The organism is Streptomyces sp. NPDC059224 (assembly GCF_042754285.1).
Lineage (GTDB): Bacteria > Actinomycetota > Actinomycetes > Streptomycetales > Streptomycetaceae > Streptomyces.
In genome coordinates this window covers 1-18,359 of sequence record NZ_JBHZAN010000031.1, presented here as the reverse complement: position 1 = coordinate 18,359, position 18,359 = coordinate 1, and the positions used below count along the sequence as shown (strand labels likewise).

At 72.9% G+C, this 18,359-nt stretch carries 10 protein-coding genes and 1 pseudogene; 7 read left to right on the top strand and 4 right to left on the bottom strand.

The genetic code is table 11. The annotated features are described in order from the left end of the window. Nucleotides 1–82: 82 nt before the first annotated feature. Nucleotides 83–1,018, bottom strand: coding sequence for a LysR family transcriptional regulator (locus ACFXI4_RS31435; protein ID WP_384997271.1), 936 nt, complete (start codon nt 1,016–1,018; stop codon nt 83–85). A gap of 192 nt (nt 1,019–1,210) precedes the next feature. Between ACFXI4_RS31435 and ACFXI4_RS31430 the strand changes: the two genes are divergently transcribed. The 3 genes from ACFXI4_RS31430 to ACFXI4_RS31420 all read left to right on the top strand — a co-directional run bounded on the left by ACFXI4_RS31430 (nt 1,211) and on the right by ACFXI4_RS31420 (nt 4,844). Beyond that, nucleotides 1,211–2,851, top strand: coding sequence for an MFS transporter (locus ACFXI4_RS31430; RefSeq protein ID WP_384997269.1), 1,641 nt, complete (start codon nt 1,211–1,213; stop codon nt 2,849–2,851). 71 nt (nt 2,852–2,922) lie between these two features. Then, a complete protein-coding gene (locus ACFXI4_RS31425) occupies nt 2,923–3,876 on the top strand; it encodes an alpha/beta fold hydrolase (protein WP_384997267.1) in 954 nt (317 codons plus the stop codon). A 53-nt stretch (nt 3,877–3,929) separates the two neighbouring features. Continuing rightward, nucleotides 3,930–4,844: a phytoene/squalene synthase family protein gene (locus ACFXI4_RS31420; RefSeq protein WP_384997265.1), complete on the top strand. Its 915-nt coding sequence runs from the start codon at nt 3,930–3,932 to the stop codon at nt 4,842–4,844. Nucleotides 4,845–4,962: 118 nt separating this feature from the next. On the opposite strand, the gene ACFXI4_RS31415 is transcribed toward ACFXI4_RS31420, so the two are convergent. Next, nucleotides 4,963–5,826: a ricin-type beta-trefoil lectin domain protein gene (locus ACFXI4_RS31415; RefSeq protein WP_384997263.1), complete on the bottom strand. Its 864-nt coding sequence runs from the start codon at nt 5,824–5,826 to the stop codon at nt 4,963–4,965. 324 nt (nt 5,827–6,150) lie between these two features. On the opposite strand from ACFXI4_RS31415, the gene ACFXI4_RS31410 reads away from it, so the two are divergent. From ACFXI4_RS31410 to ACFXI4_RS31400, 3 genes are read left to right on the top strand one after another with little or no spacing between them, the layout of a single operon-like run. Continuing rightward, nucleotides 6,151–6,786 (top strand): sigma-70 family RNA polymerase sigma factor, encoded by a 636-nt coding sequence (locus ACFXI4_RS31410; protein ID WP_384997261.1) that lies wholly within the window; start codon nt 6,151–6,153, stop codon nt 6,784–6,786. Next, entirely contained in the window at nt 6,783–7,955 is a 1,173-nt protein-coding gene (locus ACFXI4_RS31405; RefSeq protein WP_384997259.1) for a hypothetical protein, read from the top strand. Before ACFXI4_RS31410 ends, ACFXI4_RS31405 begins: the two co-directional genes overlap by 4 nt. Nucleotides 7,956–8,006: 51 nt before the next feature. Beyond that, entirely contained in the window at nt 8,007–12,548 is a 4,542-nt protein-coding gene (locus ACFXI4_RS31400) for an FtsK/SpoIIIE domain-containing protein (RefSeq protein ID WP_384997257.1), read from the top strand. A gap of 77 nt (nt 12,549–12,625) precedes the next feature. On the opposite strand, the gene ACFXI4_RS31395 is transcribed toward ACFXI4_RS31400, so the two are convergent. Then, a complete protein-coding gene (locus ACFXI4_RS31395) occupies nt 12,626–12,937 on the bottom strand; it encodes a hypothetical protein (protein WP_046730425.1) in 312 nt (103 codons plus the stop codon). A gap of 50 nt (nt 12,938–12,987) precedes the next feature. Beyond that, nucleotides 12,988–13,875 carry a hypothetical protein gene (locus ACFXI4_RS31390; protein ID WP_362720557.1) on the bottom strand — a complete coding sequence of 296 codons (888 nt, stop codon included), beginning with the start codon at nt 13,873–13,875 and terminating at the stop codon, nt 12,988–12,990. 171 nt (nt 13,876–14,046) lie between these two features. On the opposite strand from ACFXI4_RS31390, the pseudogene ACFXI4_RS31385 reads away from it, so the two are divergent. Further along, nucleotides 14,047–18,359: pseudogene (locus ACFXI4_RS31385) on the top strand (hypothetical protein); the annotation flags it as partial.

Below are 18,359 nucleotides of genomic sequence, written 5' to 3'. Positions count from 1 at the left end.
GCACCTCGTGCGCCGCCTCCATTCCAGCTTCCGGCCGCCCCGGCTCCCCTGTCCAACATATGGATCCGGGCGCAGCGATCGCTCAGGCCGATCGATCGCCGCCATGACGGTCGAGGACGTCGAGAAAGGCCTCGGCTGCCGGTGCCAGGCGCGTGCCGTCGTACACGACACAGATGTGGTGCACGGCCTCGGCATCGGTCAGGCGGAGCATCCGCGCGCCGTGGGGCAGGTCATCGGCGGTGTCGAAGCCCACCACGGAACCGGGACCGACGACCGCGGACCGGGGCACGACCGTGACGCCCACTCCGCGCGCGGCCAGCCGGATCATGTCGCGGATCTGGCCCACCTCGAAGTGCAGGCCCGCTTCGGCTCCCGCCCGTGTGAAGGCCGCCTCGACCTGGCGGCGCAGGCCGCTGCCCCGGCTGAACTGGATCAGCGGGTGGCTGTCCGGCAGCTCGGCGAGATCGACGGCGTCCCGGTCCGCGAGTGCGTGCTCGCGCGGTACGACGACGACCAGCGGGGCGCTGCCCAGCGTCCGGTGGTCCAGCCCCTGCGGCGCCTGCCGCGCGTCGAGTCCGACCACCGCGAGGTCGAGGGTGCCGGCCAGGACGGCATCGGCCATCCGGGAGCTGGGCGCGTTGGACACACGCAGGTCCACGCCCGGATGGCGGACCCGGTAGTCGGCCAGTACCTCCACCATGTCGAAGGGAACGGCCATCGTCTGCACCAGGCCGAGCCGCAGCCGGCCCCGGCGCAGCCCCGCCAGCGCGTCGAGGGCCGCCTGGGCGTTGTCGACGTCGGCGAGGATGCGCCGGGCCAGCGGCTCCAGCAGTTCGCCGGCGGCGGTCAGCCGTACCGACCGGCTCGTGCGGCTGAACAGCGGGGCGCCGACGTCCTTCTCCAACCGGGCGACCTGCTGGCTCAGCGCCGACTGCGCCACGTAACAACGCGCCGCGGCCTGGGTGAAGTTGTGGGTCTCGGCCACCGCCAGGAAGTACCTCAGATGCCGCAGCTCCATGAACGTCAATCTTCCGCAACGATCGGTCGAGGTCAATTCATGCGTCATGCCGATGCCGTGCGACGGCCTGGTGAGTTCCCGGTCATCCGACGGATGATCCGCGGAGCGGCTTCTGACAGGCTTACGCCGTTCCGGTCCGGTGGCGGCGCGCGTGGGCCGGGCGACCGGGACCAACTCTCGCGGAGCGGTGACATGGCAGTGAGCACGAAACCCCGCCCCGGCGGCGGTTCCTCCGGGTCGGAGTCGTCCTGGGCTCCCCTGGCCCTGCCGGTCTTCCGGGCCCTGTGGGTCGCGCAGTTCGTGTCGAACGTGGGCACCTGGATGCAGACCGTGGGCGCCCAGTGGCTGCTCCTCGGTCACGGGGCCACCCTGGTCACCCTCGTCCAGACCGCCTCCAGCCTGCCGGTCGTCCTGCTGGCGCTGCCCTCCGGGGTGCTCGCCGACCGCTTCGACCGGCGCCGGCTGCTGGTGGTCGCCCAGCTGGCGATGTGCGCGGTGGCCACCGTCCTCGCCGTGCTGGCCTTCGCCGGCACGCTGTCCCCCGGACCGCTGCTCGCCCTGACGTTCCTGCTCGGCTGTGGCACCGCCCTGATGGGGCCGGCCTGGCAGGCGATCCAGCCGGAACTGGTCGCGCGCGGCCAGCTGGCGGAGGCGTCCGCGCTGGGCGCGGTCAACATGAACCTGGCCCGGGCCATCGGGCCGGCCGTCGGCGGTGTGCTGGTCGCGGCGGCGGGCGCGGGCTGGACATTCGCCTTCAACGCGGTCTCGTTCCTCGGCATCGTGATCGTCCTGCTGCTGTGGAAACGGCCGCCGGCCAAGCCTGTCCCGCCCGCCGAACGCGAACGGTTCCTCACCGCCCTGTACGCGGCCCGCCGTTACGTGTGGAACGCTCCCGGCATCCGTCGTGTCCTGCTGCGCACCGCCCTGTTCATCCCCGGCGCGGCCGCCGTGTGGTCGCTGCTGCCGCTGGTCGCCGGCGACTCACTCGGCCTGGGCTCCGGCGGTTACGGCCTGCTCCTGGCCGCCGTGGGCGTGGGCGCGGTCAGCGGGGCCTTCCTGCTGCCCCGGATGCGCAGGCTGCTCGGTGCCAACGGCACGCTCGCCGCCGGAGCCGCCGCGTTCGCGGTGGTGCTGGCCGTCCTGGCCACCGTCCACGTCAGCTGGGTCGTGGCGCTCGCCCTGCTGCCCGCCGGGCTGGCCTGGATCGGGGTCCTGTCCACTCTCAACGCCGCCACCCAGACCCGGCTGCCCGGCTGGGTGCGGGCCCGGGGCCTGGCCGTCTACCTCCTGGTCTTCCAGGGCGGGCAGGCGCTGGCCGCACCGCTGTGGGGCGCGCTCGCCCAGTGGCTCGGGCTGACCACCGCCCTGCTGATCGCGGCGGCGCTGCTGCTGCTCGCCGCGGCGAGCGTCCGGCTGTGGCCGCTGTACGACGCCGCCCGCATCGACCCGACCCCGTCCGACCACTGGCCCGTCCCACCCCTGGTCCACGAGCCCGGCCCGGCCGACGGACCGGTCCTCGTCTCCGTGGTCTACCACGTCGCCCCCGCCGACCGCGCCGCCTTCACCGCGGCCATGGCGGACGTGGCCCGCTCCCGGCGCCGCACCGGGGCACTCACCTGGGGCCTCTACGAGGACGGCAACGCAGCCGGCCGCTTCATCGAGAACTACCTCATCGGCTCCTGGGCGGAGCACCTCGCCCAGCACCACACCCGGCTGACCGAGACCGACCGCCGTTTCGAGACGAGGGCCCGGTCCCTGCTGCTGCCCGGCACCGAACCGGAGATCACACACGCCTTCGACACCACCGCCATGGCCCCCGGCAGAGCGACCTGAACGCCCGCCGGCCACCGGATCACCGAACCGGATCACGGTGGCCGAAGATCGCTGCGCGTACGCTCGTGCGCATGGTCCAGCATCGAATGATCGACGTGAACGGAATCCGGCTGCACATCGCCGAAGAGGGTTCCGGCCCGCTGGTCGTGCTGCTGCACGGCTTCCCCGAGTCATGGCACTCCTGGCAGCACCAGTTCGGCCCGCTGGCCGCGGCCGGCTTCCACGTGGTCGCCCCGGACCAGCGGGGGTACGGGAGCAGCGACCACCCCGAGGACGTCGACGCGTACAGCATCTTCCACCTGGTCGGCGATGTCGTCGGACTGATCGGGGAGTTGGGTGCGCGGCAGGCGTTCGTCGTCGGGCACGACTGGGGTGCGCCGGTGGCCTGGCACACCGCGCTGTTCCGCCCGGATCTGGTGCGCGGGGTGGCCGGGCTGAGCGTGCCGCCGCCGTTCCGGGGGACCAGGCCGCCGCTGCGGGCCATGGACGAGATGTTCGGCGGCCGCTTCTACTGGAACTACTTCAACCGGCCGGGTGTCGCGGACGCCGAGTTCGCCCGCGACACGCGCACCACGCTGCGGAAGTTCTTCTTCTCGGCCTCCGGTGACGGCGGTTCGGCCGGGCAGCCCCTGGTGGACCCCGGGCGCGGCTGGCTCGCCGACATGCCGGATCCCGAGCGGCTGCCCGAGTGGTTCACCGAGCAGGACCTGGACGCCCTCACCGAGAGCTTCTCCCAGGGTTTCACCGGGGCGCTCAACTGGTACCGCAACCTCGACCGCAACTGGGAACTGACGGCGCCCTGGCAGGGTGCCAGGGTCACCTCGCCCGCGCTGTACGTCTACGGCGACCGTGACGTGGTCCCGGCCTTCCCCGGCACGCCCGAACTCATCGAGCGGCTCCCCGCCCTGATGCCCAGCCTGGTGCGTGAGCCCGTCGAACTGGCGGGCTGCGGCCACTGGACCCAGCAGGAGCGCCCCCACGAGGTGAACGCGGCGCTCGTCGACTTCCTCACGTCCCTTTCCTGAGCGCCGACGCACGGTCGGGCTCCGCTCTCCGCGGCTGCCTCTACGATCTTCTCGTGAGCGCGTGGAATCAGAGCCTGACCGCGGCCGGGATCCGGGATCCCGAGCTGCGGCGCGACTACAGCGCCCAACGGCGTACGGTCCGCCGGTACCGCCGGAGCGCCTACCTGGCCTGCAGGATGCTGCTTCCGCCCGCCGTGCAGCCCCATGTGGTGGCCGCGACGGCCGTGATGCACCACGGGGACGACCTGCTGGACAGCGGTCCCGAGGCGGGCCGGGCGCGGGCCTGGGCCGACTGGGAGCGGCGGGTGCGTGCGGGGCTGGAGACGGGGACCAGTGACGATCCCCTGGTCCGTGCCCTCCTGCACACGGTCACCGCCCACCCCCGGCACCGGCAGGTCGTGGCGGCCTATCTCGACACCGCCGCCACCGAGCTGGAGTTCACCGGTTTCGCGGCCGAGGCCGACTACCAGGACTATCTCGACGCCTACTCGATGCCGGCCTTCCTGCTGATAGGCGCGCTGCTGGGCCCCGAGACCGATCCCGGCGGACGGTTCCTGGCCGGCTGCCGCAGGCTCATCGACGGCAGCCAGCGGCTGGACTTCGTCAACGACCTCGCCGAGGACCTGCGGGAGGGCCGACCGGGCATCCCGGAGGAGACCCTGAAGCGTTTCTCCGTCACGGCCGAGGACCTCGCGGCGGGCCAGGCCTCGCCCGGTCTGCGCTCGCTCGTGGCACACGAGGTCGAGACCGCCCGGGCCGACCTGCGGTCGGCCCGGGAACTGCTCGAACTGATCCCGGCCGCCCACCGCCCGCTCGTCGGCACGCTGATCGAGATCGAACTGCTCACCGCCGACGCCGTCCTCGCGCCCGGCACGGACGTGCTGCGCGGCTCGGCGTCACCGTCCACGGTTGGCACCCTCGGACTGGTACTGGGTGCCCGCCGCGGAGCGGTGCGTGCTCAGCGGTAGCGACCGGTGACGCCCGGCGAGGCCGCCGTCGGGCGACGGCGTCGGCACTCAGGACGGCACCGCCCAGTCCGGCGCAGAGCGTGACCGGGCGCGGCCGACGGATGAGGGGACGGGCGGCTCAGCCCTTGTGCCACTTCTGGTTGGAAGTGCCGGCGCAGGTCCACAGCTGGAGCTTGGTTCCGTTGCCCGTGCCCTTGTCGACGACGTCCACGCACTTGTCGGCCAGGGAGCTGACCAGGTCCCCGGCCGTGCTGAGGTAGAACAGCTGGGCGCGGTTCCCGCTGCACTTGGCGACCTGGATGGCGGTGCCGTTCGAGGTGTTGCCCCAGGCCAGGTCCATGCACAGGTTGAGCGAGCGGATGGTGCCGTCCGACTGGAAGACCCACTTCTGCTTGGCCGCTCCCGAGCAGTCCAGGATCTCCAGCCGGGTGCCGTCCCCGCCCGCGTTGGTGACATCCACACAGCGGCCGGACGCGTTGCCGATCAGCGCCACCCCGGGGACGGTGGTCGTCTTGGTGCCCCCGCCGGAGGAGGAGCCGCCGGAGGAGGTCTTCCCGCCCGAGGACGACGACTTGGTGCCGCCCGGCTTCGAACCGGACGAGGTGGACCCCGAGGTCGTGCCGGGGTTCGGGTCCGAGCCGGAGCCGACGGATCCGCCGCCGGACTGCTGCCCGGTCGAGCCGGTGCCGGCACCCGTGCCGCCGCCGGACCCGGAGCCGGCGCCCGGATCCGTCCTGGCGGGCTTGTGGGAGGGGTTGGGGGACGGCGTCGACGACGAGGACGGGGACGGCGACTCCGACGTGCCGGACAGCGTTGTCGGCTCCCCCGGCGCCACCGCCGCGGCCGGTGTGGTGTCCGGGTCCGGGAAGAGGTCGACGCGGCTGAGCAGCGGTACGGCCAGGGCCGCGACGACGGTCAGTCCGGCCGCCGCGCCGACGGTGGCCCACACCCGTACCCCCGGCACCAGCCCGCGGCGGGGCATGGCGGGGCGATGGGCGAAGGTGTCACTGAAACGTCCCGCCGGACTGCCGGGCCGTTCCGCCGAGGGCCGGGGTTTGCGAAGGGGCGGCACGTCGTCTCCTGAAGGTCTCGTGAAGTTCTCGGAACGCCCGGAACGAGCGGGACACCGGAACAGTAACCAAGGCGGGGCCCAGCTCCGGACGCCCGCCCACGAAGATCCTGCCGAACGACACCTTCCGTCCACCTATACCCGATTGCCTGTGACCAAGTTGTTGAAGTTCGCAGCAATGGTGGCTTCGGGAAGTTCAGTTTTTCGCGCTAGCGTTCGTGCCTGAGGCGTTTCACAGTGACACAGAGCAACACCGCACGACAGCACAACAGCAACACCCGACACCGGAAGGCGGAGGCATTGAGCCTCATCGACCATGACCGCGCCGACGGCGCGGACCGGACACTCGGCCTCCTGCTCGCGGAGCGCGACAGCCTGCGCCGCTACGTGACCGGCATGATGGGGCGCGACCCCCACGGCGCGGAGGACGTCGTCCAGGAAACCCTGTTGCGGGCCTGGCAGTCGGCCGGCCAGCTGGACTGGCGCGACCGGCCCATCCGCATGTGGCTGTTCCGGGTCGCCCGCAATCTCGTGGTCGACGCCCGGCGCCGGGACCGGACCGTGCCGGTGGGGATCTTCGCGACGGACTTCGGCAGCGCCGTACCCGCGCACGTGCCGGACCACGCCGAACAGGTCGGTGACCGCCGGATGCTGGTCTCCGCGCTGCGCACCCTCAACCCCGCCCACCGCGAGGCCGTCGCCCGGGTCCATCTGCTGGGCCAGGCAGGCGACGACGTGGCCCGCCAGCTCGGGCTGCCGCCGGGCACGGTCAAATCCCGTACCCACCACGGCGTCCGCGCCCTGCGCACCACCCTCGAATCCCACGGCTGCCACCCGGCCGGAGCAGAGAAACTCCGGAGAGAGACGCGATGACCTCCGACACCATCACCACCCTGCTCGGCCTGGTCGGCCTGCTGGTCCTCGTCCTCGCCGTCACCAGCTGGCTGGTGCGGCGCGGCGGCGGCTGGAAGGCCCTGTGGCGCCGCCTCCGGCGGGAGACCGCCCTCACCGTGCGGGCGTTCACCGGTCCGGTCCGCACCGAACTGCGCTACCGGCGCGGGCTGCGGCTGCTGGTCCGGCTGCTGCGCGAGCCGGCCGTGTGGGCCGACGCCGAGCGGGCCGCGGCCATGGCCGCGGGCGTCCGCCCCGGGGTCCGTCCCTACGGCGTGCTGGCCGGGCCCGAGTGGATGGCCGTGCTGGTCGCGGCGGACGGCGACGCGCTGCGCGAGCCGCCGGAGCCGTGGGCGGCCGACGAGAGCGACCCGCGGCTGTGGTGGATCGACCGCAGCGATCTGACGGACGACGCCGACGCCCCGGCCGCACCGCTGCTGGTGTGCGTGGGGCACGACATGGGGCACGCGGTCCTCCTCGACGTGCGCTCCGGACCGCCCGCGCTGTCCGTGTACGGGCCGCCGCGCGCCGCCCGTACCGCACGCGCCGTGCTCCAGGCGCTCGCCGCCCAGGCGGACGCCCGGCTGCCCGACGGCCGGGTCGCCATCGCCGGCGGGGTGCACCCCCGGCATCCGGGGGCGACGGCCACCGCGACCGTCGGACAGCCCGGCATCGAGGTGGCGGTGTGCGCCGACCCGCTGGAGCGGCCGCTGCCCTCCGGTGTGCGGCTGCTGAGCCTCGGGGTGGCCCGGGGCCGGACCCGGCTGCTGGAGATCGCGCCCGACTCGACCCTCACGGTGCACGGTGCGCCCGCCGCCGCCCGGGTCGACGTACTGCCGCTGTCCCGGGCGGTGGCCCGGACCCTGACCGCGCTGCCGCCGTGCCCCGACCGCCCGGGCGACGAGGTCGTGCGGCCGCACGACGCCTCCTCCGACCCCGACCCCGACCTGCTGCCGGACGAGCCCGGCCTCGACGCCGGCGCGCTGCCGGTGGCCGAGCCCACCGGCGTCTCGGCCACCCGGCCGGTCGCCGGACCCGAGCCCGCGCCGGTGCCCGTTCCGGCCCCGGCGGCCGAGAGCGACGACGACTTCGCGGAACCGAGCACCTCCGGTGCGGCCGGTGTCTCCGCGAGCTCGCCACCGGCGCCGTAACCGCCGTACCCGTCCCCTGATTCCGCACGAACGACCGCCCGGCTGGGAGCCGTGAACCTCACCATCACCACCGTGGACGCCACGGACGGACAGCGCCGCGACCACCAGGTCCGGCTGCCCTCGAACGCGACCGTCGGCGATCTCGCCGCCGCCCTGACCCAGGACGAGGCCGCCGCCGGCGGCGCCGACTGGGCCACGGCCGGCGCCCCGCAGGCCCGCAACCTCTACGCCGACGGCCACCGGCTCGACCCCGCCGCCCGGGTCTCCGGCAGCGGCATCCGCGACGGCGGGCTGCTCGGGCTCGGCGGCCCGGCCCGCCCGGCCGACCTGGTCCGGGTGCACGACGACGGCGAACAGGACGGTGTCCTCGCCGAGGTGCACATCGTCTCCGGGCCGGGAGCGGGGCGCACCTGGCGGCTCGGGCCCGGCAGCCACGAGATCGGCACCGACCCGCTGTGCGCCCTGCGCCTCGACGCCGGCACCGGGGTGCCCGAGCGCGGGCTGTGGGTGACGGTCGGCGCGGACGGCTCGGCCGCCTGGCTCCGCATCGACGACGAGCCCGAGGCGACCGTCCGGGCCCGGCTCGCCTCGCCGCCGCCCGACGACGCCATCACCCAGCTGCGCAGGCCGCGCCCCCAGCCGCCGCGGGAGCGCGCGGCGGGGCCGGGCCCGGTGCCCTGGCCGGCCGGTGAGGATCTGACGGTCGGTCCGGTGCTGCTGCGGATGAGCGCGCCTGTCGAGGCGGACGCGGCCGTGACCCCGTCCGCCGACGGGTACGGCGTGGACTACAACCGGCCACCCCGGATCGCCCCGCACCTGGACGCCGAGCGGGTCCGGCTGCCGCAGCCGCCGTCACCGCCGCAGAAACGGCCGTTCCCGACCGTGATGATGATCTCCCCGATCGTCCTCGGCCTGTTCATGGTCAGCATCTTCAAGTCGTACTACTTCCTGGTGTTCCTGTTCCTCAGCCCGATGATGATGCTGTCGAACTGGGCGACCGGCCGGCGTGCGGCCCGCAAGCAGTTCCTGGAGTCCGAGCGGGCCTACGAACAGCGCCGTGACGTCATGGAGAGGCAGGTCCGGGACGCGGTCGTCGGCGAGCGGCGGGTCCGTGACAAGACCGGTCCGGACCCGGCGGCCGTCGCCCTCATCGCGACCGGCCCGGGCGGCCGGCTGTGGGAGCGGCGCCGCCGCGACCCCGACCACCTGGTGCTGCGCCTGGGCACGGTCGACCAGCCGTCGGTACGGGAGCTGGAGGACCCGGCACGGGACGAGAACCACCGCTCGATCCGCTGGAACATCCCCGACACGCCGATCGGCGTGGACATCACCGCGCACGGTGTGGTCGGCGTCGCCGGTCCGGCGGCCGAGGTGCAGCCGCTGGCCCGCTGGCTGGTGGCGCAGGCGGGTGTGCTGCACAGCCCGCGCGACCTGCGGATCGTCATCCTGACCGAGCCGGACCGGGTGACGGACTGGGCGTGGACGCGCTGGCTGCCGCATCTCAAGCCCGGCACGGCCGGCGGCCCGATGGTACTGATCGGCAACGACCCCGAGTCCACCGCGGCCCGGATGAGCGAGCTGGTCTCGCAGGTGCAGGCACGCCGCCGGCAGGCCGGCAACGACCGTGACGTGGTCTTCACCGACCCCGACGTGCTGGTGATCGCGGACGGCGCCCGGCGGCTGCGGGACGTGCCCGGCATGGTCCAGGTGCTCACCGAGGGCCCGCGGGTGCGGATCTTCAGCGTCTGCCTGGACGAGCAGGAGCGGCTGCTGCCCGAGGAGAGCACCGGTGTGGTGCTCGCCGCCGACGGCCGGCTGACCGTGAAGCGTCCCGGCGCGCCCGACCTGCCCGCCGTCCGTGCCGACCGGGTCTCCCCCGAGTGGTGCGAGCAGCTGGCCCGGTCGCTGGCCCCGATCCGGGACGTCAGCCCCGAGCACGACGCCGGACTCCCCCAGCGGGTCCGCCTCCTGGATCTGCTGGACCAGGAACCGCCCAACGCCGAGGGTCTGCTGGAGCGCTGGCAGCGCCAGCCCGCGAGCACCTCGTTCCTCATCGGCACCGGCTTCGACGGGCCGCTCTCCCTGGACCTCGTGCAGGACGGTCCGCACGGCCTGGTCGCCGGTACGACCGGTTCCGGCAAGTCGGAGCTGCTGCAGACGTTCGTGGCCTCGCTGGCCGCCGCCAACCGGCCCGACGAACTCACCTTCGTGCTGGTCGACTACAAGGGCGGCAGCGCCTTCAAGGAGTGCGCCAACCTGCCGCACACCCTCGGCATGGTCACCGACCTCGACGCGCACCTCGTGGAGCGTGCCCTGGAGTCGCTGGCCGCCGAACTCCGGCGCCGGGAGCAGGTGCTGGCCGCGGCCGACGCCAAGGACCACCCGGAGTACCGGGCCAAGCGGGCCGCCGATCCCTCGCTGGCGCCGCTGCCCCGGCTGCTGCTGGTCATCGACGAGTTCGCCACCCTGGTCCGCGAGGTCCCCGACTTCGTCCCCGGCCTGATCAGCATCGCCCAGCGGGGCCGCTCGCTCGGCATCCACCTGATCCTGGCCACGCAGCGTCCGGCCGGTGTGGTCACCGGCGACATCCGCGCCAACACCAACCTGCGGATCGCGCTGCGGGTCACCGACCAGACCGAGAGCCAGGACATCATCGACGTCAAGGACGCCGTCGACATCTCCTCGGCGACGCCCGGCCGGGCCCTGGTGCGGCGCGGACCGCGGCAGGCGGATCCGTTCCAGACCGCCTGGGTGGGTGCCGAACGCCCCCGGGAGAACGCGGCCGCGGCGGCCACCGAGGCGGAGGCCGGTCCGCGCAAGCCCGTGCGGTCGCTGGACATCGGCTGGGACGCCCTCGGCCGGCCCGCCGGACTCCCCGCGGAGACCCGGACGGTGTCGGCCTCGGCCCCGCAGGGCCCGGCGCCGACCGACCTCCAGGTCCTCGTCGAGGAGGTCCGCTCCGCGGCCGACCTGCTCGACGACTTCACCCAGCAGCCCAGCCCCTGGCTCCCGCCGCTCCAGCGCCAGCTGGTCCTGGACGACCTGGACGAGCTCGGCGCCACCCGCGACGGCCGCCTGGTCGTCCCCTACGCCCTGGAGGACGTCCCGCAGCTCCAGCAGCGCCGGGTCGCCGTCGCCGACCTCACCACCTTCGGGCACCTGTACATCATCGGCGCGCCGCGCTCCGGACGTACCCAGGTGCTGCGCACCATCGCCGGTTCGGCGGCCCGGGTGGCGAGCAGCGCCGACGTGCACCTGTACGGCATCGACGCGGGCGGCGGCGGCCTCACCGCGGTCGGCGCGCTCCCGCACTGCGGCGGGGTGGTCTCCCGGCACGACCTGGAGCGCCTCGGCCGGATGCTGCGCCGGCTGAACCGGGAACTGACCGAACGGCAGGACCTGGCCCAGACGCACAGCGCGACCGGTATCGCGGAGCTGCGCCGGCTGCTGCCGAAGGCCGAACGGCCGGCCCACATCATGCTGTTGATCGACGGCTGGGACTCCCTGCAGATCCTCCTCGACGAGCACGACCACGGTCAGCTGCTCCAGGAGGTGGTCCGGCTGATGCGCGAGGGTGCCGCCGCCGGTATCCACGTCGTCGCCACCTCGGAACGTTCGCTGCTGGGCGGGCGGATGGCCGCGCACAACGACCACAAGCTGCTGCTCCGCCAGGGCGACCGCAGCGACTACCAGGCCGTCGGCATGATGCCGAACAAGATCCCGGCCGACATCCCGCCCGGCCGTGGCTGGCACGTCCTCAGCGGCACCGAGACCCAGGTGGCGCTGCTGGCCACCGGCGGCGGCACGGAGCAGGCGGAGGCGCTGCGCTCGATCGGCGAGAACGCCCGCAAGCGGGACGCCCAGGTGCCCGAGGCGCGGCGGCCGTTCCAGGTGGCCGTGCTGCCGCGCTCGGTGGAGTTCGCCGAGGCCTACAAGAAGGTGCAGGCGGACCGGCGGCGGCCGCTGTGGGGTCTGCTCGGCGTCGGCGGCGACGACGGCGGCGCGGTCGGCACGGACCTGGCCGGCACCGCCTCGGCGTTCGGGGTGTTCGGCCCGGCCGGGTCCGGGCGCAGCAACACCCTCGCGTCGATCGCCGTGTCGCTGCTGGCCGGCGGCACCTCGCTGGTGGTGCTCACCCCGCGTGAGTCGCCGCTGCGCGCCCTGGACCGGCATGCCACCGCCACGGTGCTCACCGAGAGCGACCCCTCGGCCGACACCGTGCGGGCGGCGCTGGACGCGCTGCCCGGACCGAAGGTGGTGATGATCGACGACGCCGACCTGCTCACCAACTCGGCGGCCGACAAGCTCCTCAAGGACCTCGCCGTCTCCGGCCGCGACCAGGGTCTCGGCCTGGTCTACGCGGCCTCGGCGGAGGGCTTCCAGAGCGGCATGAGCGGCTGGACGCTGGCCGCCCGGCGGGCCCGCAGCGGTCTGCTGCTCGCGCCGAAGAACCTGTCCGAGGGTGACCTGGTCGGGCTGCGCCTGCTGCCCAGCGTGGTGCGGGCGGCCACGCATCCGGGACGGGCCTGGACGGCCGGCCCCGGCGGCACCCTGCTGGCCGTCCAGGTGCCGCTGACGCCGCTGCGCACCTGACCGGCACCGGCGAGCACAGGCAGAGGGCCTCCCCGGAGATTCCGGGGAGGCCCTCTGCGTACGTCTCCGTGCGGGAGCTACGAGTTGTTCTGCAGGCTGCTGCTGATGCCCTGGTCGAACTGGATCGCGTTCTCCTTGATCCCGTTGAACATCTCCGAGAAGTCGTTGATGCCCTTCACGGCGGCCAGCAGGCTGGTGTCGAAGTTGTTGTAGGTCGTCCGGATGACCTCGCTGGACTGCTGGAACACCATGCCGTCGTCGACCAGGGTGTTGACCCGGTTGCGCAGGTTGCTGAGGACCGGCAGGAGGTTCTCGTGGGCGTCGTGCAGCAGGCTCACGACCTCCTCGATCTTGTGGTAGTCGAGGTTGATGCCGTTGTAGCTGGCCATTTCGTTCCTGTCGCTCTCGAAGGGGTCGTTCTCTGAGGGGGGTGGTCGGGCTACATGACGGGCCGGGTGCCGCCGCCCGAGCCGTGGCCCGAGCCGCCACCGCCGGAACCGCCGCCGCCCGAACCGCCGTCGTCGTCCGTGTTGCCGCCGACCTGCTGCCAGTCCGGCTGGTTGCCGTTGGCGTCCTTGGGCCCACGGGTGTACTCCGTGCGGTCGCCGTCACTGCCGGTGGTGACCATCGTGCCGCTGCCGTCGGAGTTGAGGTTGGTCTCCGAGTGGACGGTGGAGCCGTCCGGGTAGGAGGTGTCCGTGGTGTAGTGGTTGCCGTCGCTCGAGTAGTTGGTGACCGAGGTGTACGTCTTGCCGTCGTAGGTGACGGTGGACTCCTCCTTGATCACATGATGCTGGTCGTCGAGCGTGAGGTGCGTGTGGACGCTGCCCCGCTCGGTGTTGATCGTCTGGTCCAGCGGCGGGTCGCCCGGGTCGGTGGCGGAGCAGAAGTCCGGCATCGTGCCGTCCGGGCCGGGCACGCACTGGTCGAGGTGGGACTGCTTGTAGTCCCACAGGTCCTTGTCCCGGAAGTAGTTCTGCAGACCCAGGTTGCTGCCGGTGATGCCCATGCCCTGGGCCAGTTCCGAGTCGAAGGACAGGAACGCCTCGCCCACCGACCCGAAGGCGCCGGCCAGCTCCTTGAGGCCCTTGTCCGCGTGGCTCATGGTGCTGCTGGCGTTGTCGTAGAAGCCCGCGACGGCGTCGGCGAGGGTCTGGTCCCCGAGGATGGTGAAGGCGTCGCTGGAGGTGTACCCGTCGTAGTCCCGCTGCCCCACCTGGGAGAAGAGACTGTTGTCGAGCAGCGGGCCGATGTCTCCGGCCAGGCTCTCCAGGTCCCGTTTGGCGTCGTTGAGGACGTTGTATTCGATTTTCAGGCTATCGGCCATGCGAGGGCCTCCCAGTCGAGACTCCGGTCAGTTGGACCACGCCGCACGCGTCCCGCCGGTTCACCGCCGACGGCGGGTGTAACCCAGATCACGTGAACCACGGCGGGTGCTGTGGCGTGGTCAGTTGGGGAGTGACCGCCCCGAGCCCCGCAGCTTCCGGGAGGAACCCGTATGCCACGCCCGACCGACTGGAACGCGATCGGGCTCGACAGCGACCCCACACCCGGTGACCCCGACCAGATCCGGACGCTGTCCACCGAGCTGAACAACCTGGGCTCGGAGGCCCGCCGCATCAGCACGGCCATCGACGCGGTCATGAACACCGCCGGCGACAGCGTCTTCGTCGGTGAGGCCGCCAACGCCCTGCGCGCCAAGGTCAACGACCGGCTGCGCGGGCACATCGAGGACGTGGCGCAGTCCTTCGAGAGCGCGGCGACGGCACTCACCACCTGGGCGGACAAGCTCGTCGACCTCCAGTCACGCGCGGACGGCGCCCTCAACTCGGGCCGTGGCCTGTCCGAGGACGACCCGGACCGCGAGACCTACGCCTCCACGGCCCGGCAGGCCGGCACCGAGCACGGCGAGGGCGCCTCGGCGGCGGCGGGCAGCATCTCCGGCGTCTCCAACATCCAGCTGCCGATCTCCAAGTGCCAGCTGTTCTGGGAGGCGTTCCAGTGGCTGGCGATCATCCTGATCGTGCCCGCGCTGATCTTCGGCGGCCCGATCGCGCTGCTCGCCCTCGGCGTGAACCTGACGCTCTTCATCAAGACGATCGTCGACTTCGCCAACGGTGACGCCAGCTTCCTGGACCTCTTCCTCGCCGGGCTCGGCATCCTGGCGCCCACCACCAAGGCGCTGCCGATCTTCCAGATCATCAAGGGCGTCGGTACGACCGCCTTCGCCAAGGGCTTCGCCAACATCGCCCGCGGCACGTTCCAGGCCCTGCGGAACCTGTTCACCAACGGCTTCCGTCCCACCACCCTGCTGCTCGGCCTCAGGGACCTGGTCAAGCTGGGCAGCACCTGGGTCTACAAGGGCGGCCTGTGGGTGCTGGACGGCATCCACAACCTGCCCGGTGTCATCGGCCGTGGGGTCAACTCGGCCGGCCTGACGATCGTGCAGGGCATCAAGGGGATCCCCGGGTTCGTACGCGGGCTGCCCGCGACCTTCTCCAAGGGCTGGCAGGCCACCAAGACCTGGGTGGGTCAGGAGTTCGGCGGCACCAAGTGGCTGCGGATCTTCCTGCCGGTGGACGCGGCCGAGATCGGCGAGTACGGCTTCGCGCGCGCCCTGCGGATCAGCCTCTTCGACCGCGGCGTGCTCGGCCAGCACGTCTTCGGCGCCCCGATCACCAGCAGCATCGGCCGCACGGTCAGCTCGGTCCCGGTCGACCCGCGTACCGTCGACGCCCTGGTCGACATGCCGCGCATCCAGCTCAACGAAGTACGTTTCGGGGCGGGTCCGGGTCAGAGCAGCATCCGCAACCTCGACCTCAACCTGCCCAGCACCCATCTGGACGTCACCTCCACCCTGCGGCCGCCGTCCCTGAACCTGGGGGACGTGGGGGCCATCGCCCACCGCGGCAACTTCGGTGTGCACGCGGCACGTACGGTGGACGCCCTGGTCGACATGCCCCATGTGCAGCTCGGCAACGTCCACGTGGAGAACTTCGGTGCGCTGGGCGGCCGTTCGGAGGTCGGTGTGAGCGCCGTCACACCAACCGTCACCACCGCCTCCGGCCTGCACGTGCCCGCGTCGGCCGGCGTCCCCGGCGCCACGCAGGGACTCACCAACACCCCGGTCACGGGCGTCACCGGCGGTGCCCACACCACGCTCACCGGGCTGCACGCGACGCCGGCGAACCTGACGTCCAGCGCCGACGTACTGCTGCCGGGCGGCGCGCACAACGCCACCCACGCACCGGGTACGACCGTCCTCACCGGCACCCACGCCACCCCGCCGCCGGTCACCGCCACCCTCGGCGATCTGTCCACCGCGAACCCGTCCGCGGGCACCCTGCACTCCGCGCTCACCGGCAACCCCGGCGTCGGTACCGTCCACGCGCCCGGCACACCCGGCGTCGGCACCGCCCACACGACCCTGACCGGCACCCCCGGCACCAGCGTGTCGCACACCGCGCCGAACTCGGCCCCGACGCCCGGCGCCCCGCACGACGTGACCGCCCCCAACAGCCTGCTCACCGGCCCCGCCACCGTGACCCACCCGTCCCCGGCCGGGCTCGGGCACGGCGGACCCGGCAACCTCGAAACCGGGAACTCGGCCTTCGACCTGCTCGCGGGCAGCCGCCACGGCACGCCGAACACCGCGGTGGCCCCCGGTACCGGCAACGCGCTGGCGGACCGCACCACCAGCGCCCTGTCGGCCAACCAGACCCGACTGCACCTGGACGAACTGGTCCAGAGCCCCGGCTCCCCGCACCCCGGCAGCCCGCAGCAGCTGCTGCCCAACTCGCCGACCACGCCCCCGGCCGGCCCGGAGCGGCTCACCACGAACCCGGCGACCGTCACGACTCCGGACCGGCTCACGACCGGCCCAGGGAACGCCGGCACCCCCGACCGGTTCACCGGCAACGGTGCCCCGCACGACCCGGCGCCCCTCTCCCCCGGCGGCTCCGGACACCCGGGCGGGCACGGCAACAGCGCCGCCCTCGACCTCGTCGACACCGGCCGCAGCGCCCGGCCCACCGACAGTCCCGCCTTCGCCGGCACGCCCGCCCACACGGACGCCGACAAGGGCCTGGCCGGATCGGCGAACGGCACCTCGGCACACGTCCCCGAGACCCTGCCGGCCCACATCGCGCCCACCCCGCCCGGGACCCACACCCCGCTGCCGGGTCATTCTTCTCCCGCACCGGGCGCGCACACCGCCGACACCACCGCCGCCTTCGACGACCTGCTCAAGGAGCCGAACGTCGTCAAGGTCCCGGGCAACCACGAGCTCGCGGTCAAGGCGCCGCGCGGTGGGACCCCCGAACTCCACGGCGGCGCCGTAGAGTCGGGCCTGTTCACCGTGGAGAAGCTGGGCACGGGCTTCGTCGTACGGCAGCTGGACGTCGCCGGCGGGGCCGTGGTGCACAGCTGGACCTTCAAGCGGCTCGGCGGCCTTCGCCTCGCCGAGGAGACTGTGCGGTTCGGCGACGGCCCGTTCGGCGGGGTGAGCGTCAAGGTCGCGGGCAAGTCCGTGGACTCGGTGTCCGACGGCGCCGGAACCTGGCCGGCGAAACTGGGCGGTGAGGACGAGATCGTCGTCGCCTCCGCCACCGGCAGCCACGTGTACAGCCGGTCCACCGGCGAACTGCTGCACTCCGCCCCGGACGTCCCGCTGCCCCCGCGCCCCGAAGGCCTCACCGGGCCGGCCGCGGACAGCTGGGACTCCGCCGCCCGCGCGACCCGCGGCCACATGGCCAGGGCCGCTGCCGACAACGACGTCAAGCTGTTCATGCAGGGCGTCATCGGCGGCGCCTTCACCTCGAAGAAGGGCTACGGCGGCTTCGTCAACCCGAGCGCCCTGGAAGGCGGCCTGGCCGGCAAGGTCAAGCAGTTCAACAAGGTCGCCGGCGAGCTGATGTTCGAGGGTCCCAACCAGCGCATGACGGTGTGGCGGGGCGTGTCCATGGACCCGCGGGCCGCCCAGGCCGACGTGTTCGTGGAGCGGCTGCCCGCCTCGACCTCCAACGACTTCACCTTCCAGGCGGAATGGGCGAAGAACGGCGTCAACAGCAACCGGGTCGTCTTCGAGATCGACGTTCCGGCCGACCACGGCAAGTTCTCCATGGCCTATCCGCCGGGGTACGAGAAGTCCGCCGACGACGCCATCGCCCTCAACCAGGATCAGCGCGAGGTCACCCTCTCGCCGACCCGGCTGGTGCGGACCGGCCCCGCCCGGGTCGAGGACGGCATCACGATCGTGCCGGTGCGTGCCGAGCAGATCCCGGAGGGCCAGCTCGACAACCTGATCAACGAGAAGTGGTCCGGGCTGCCCTCGGGCGAGGCGTTCGAGGACTTCGGCCGCGCCTTCGGGCAGGACGCGATGCGCCGCTGGGAGGGCCTCGGCGACGCGATCGTACGGGAGGGCGATGACGGCCCGAACGTGAAGACGTTCACCGTGGGCCGGCCCGGCTACGCGGACGAGATGACCGTCACCGTCACCCACAAGGTGGACGACAACGCCGTCTCCGTCACCATCACCGGCGGCGAGCGCACCTTCACCAGGGAGTGGAGCGGCACCGGGTTCAACGACCTCGCCGCCGACCTGCGCGGCCACGTCCTCCACAACAACGAACTGCTCAGCTCCCTCCCGACACCGACGTCCTGGGGCAAGGAGCTGCCGAGCCCGGTCCACCCCGGCTCCCCTGCGGACACCCCGGTCCCGAGCCCGGTCCGCGGCACTCCCGAGACCACGCCGGCGCCGCACCAGGACACCGCGCACTCCGGTGGCCAGGAACTGCCCGGGCACGGTTCCCG